We start from the raw sequence: 1,137 nt of genomic DNA on the forward strand, positions 1-1,137 counted from the left end.
TGAGCGACTGTGTTCGCTGTCAAGCGGGTTGCCATGGTGTTTTCGTCCTGATCATGACATTGAGGATGGTCAGCAGCTTGCGGGCGACGGCGATCAGGGCAACGAGCTTCGGCTTTCCATTGGCCACGAGGCGCTCAAAGAAGGCCTTGAGGACGGGGTTGTGACGTCTGGCGGTCATYGCTCCCATGAACAATACCGTTCGCACCGCTTGTCGCCCGCCACCAATGAAGCTTTTTCCGCGCCAYTGGCCGGATTGGCGCGTGTAGGGCGCCAAGCCGGCCAGTGCCGCAATCTGCTTGCGGTTCAGGCGGCCGAGCTCTGGCAGYTCGGCCATCAAGGTCCGGGCAATGATGGGCCCAACGCCGGGAACGGAGGCGAGCAAATCCTCTGCTTCGCGCCAGGCCGGCGAAGATCGCACTGCATCGTCGATGTCCGTATCGACGCTGACGAGYTCCTTCTCCAGCGCCTTGATCAGCCGTGTGATGCTCTTTCTTAAATGCTGCGAGGTWGCGCGCTTTTCCCGTTGCCGCTCGGCACCTATCATGTCCACGATTTGACGCCGGCGCGTCACCAAATCCGACAAAAACCGTGTCGCCTCATCCGGCARAGGCCGGGGTTCGGGCCGTGTCGCTGCGGCAAAGTGAGCGATTACAGAAGCATCGATCGGATCGGTCTTGGCGCGTTGTCCGAGTGCCTTGGCAAAGGCACGGACCTGCGCCGGATTGACAACGACGATAGGAAGGCCGGCGCCGCCAACTGCCGCTGCCGCAATGGTCTCGAAGCCGCCCGTCGCCTCGAGCGCCACAATASTGGGTGCAAGCTGTTTCAGCCGARCGGTCAGCTGCTCCAACCCCGCACCGTTGCGTTCTACGACGAACGCCTCACCACCGGGATGAACTGCAACGTCAAGACGGTCCTTCGATACGTCGATACCAACCGCGATGATATCCATGGTCACCCTTCCTTGCCTAATCGGGCTTCGCACTTTGCGGCCCAGGCGACTGTTCGGGTTCAATGGACTAACGGACGGGGCACCTCTCTCACCCACGGCCTGCAACGACCTGGGGGTTTGCGGGCTCCCGTCCGTCACCGCAACGTCTACAATAGCAGACCTGCGGCGCTTCGACTTACAAGGGG

Annotated in this window: 1 protein-coding gene; it reads right to left on the reverse strand. The window is 61.5% G+C overall.

Annotation, left to right across the window (positions count from 1 at the left end; translation table 11 throughout):
* Positions 1-19 precede the first annotated feature (19 nt).
* Positions 20-952 (reverse strand): IS110 family RNA-guided transposase, encoded by a 933-nt coding sequence (locus tag AC1DW2_RS43800; protein WP_477009213.1) that lies wholly within the window; start codon positions 950-952, stop codon positions 20-22.
* Positions 953-1,137 lie beyond the last annotated feature (185 nt).

This window comes from Bradyrhizobium sp. P3_C3, from assembly GCF_056402655.1.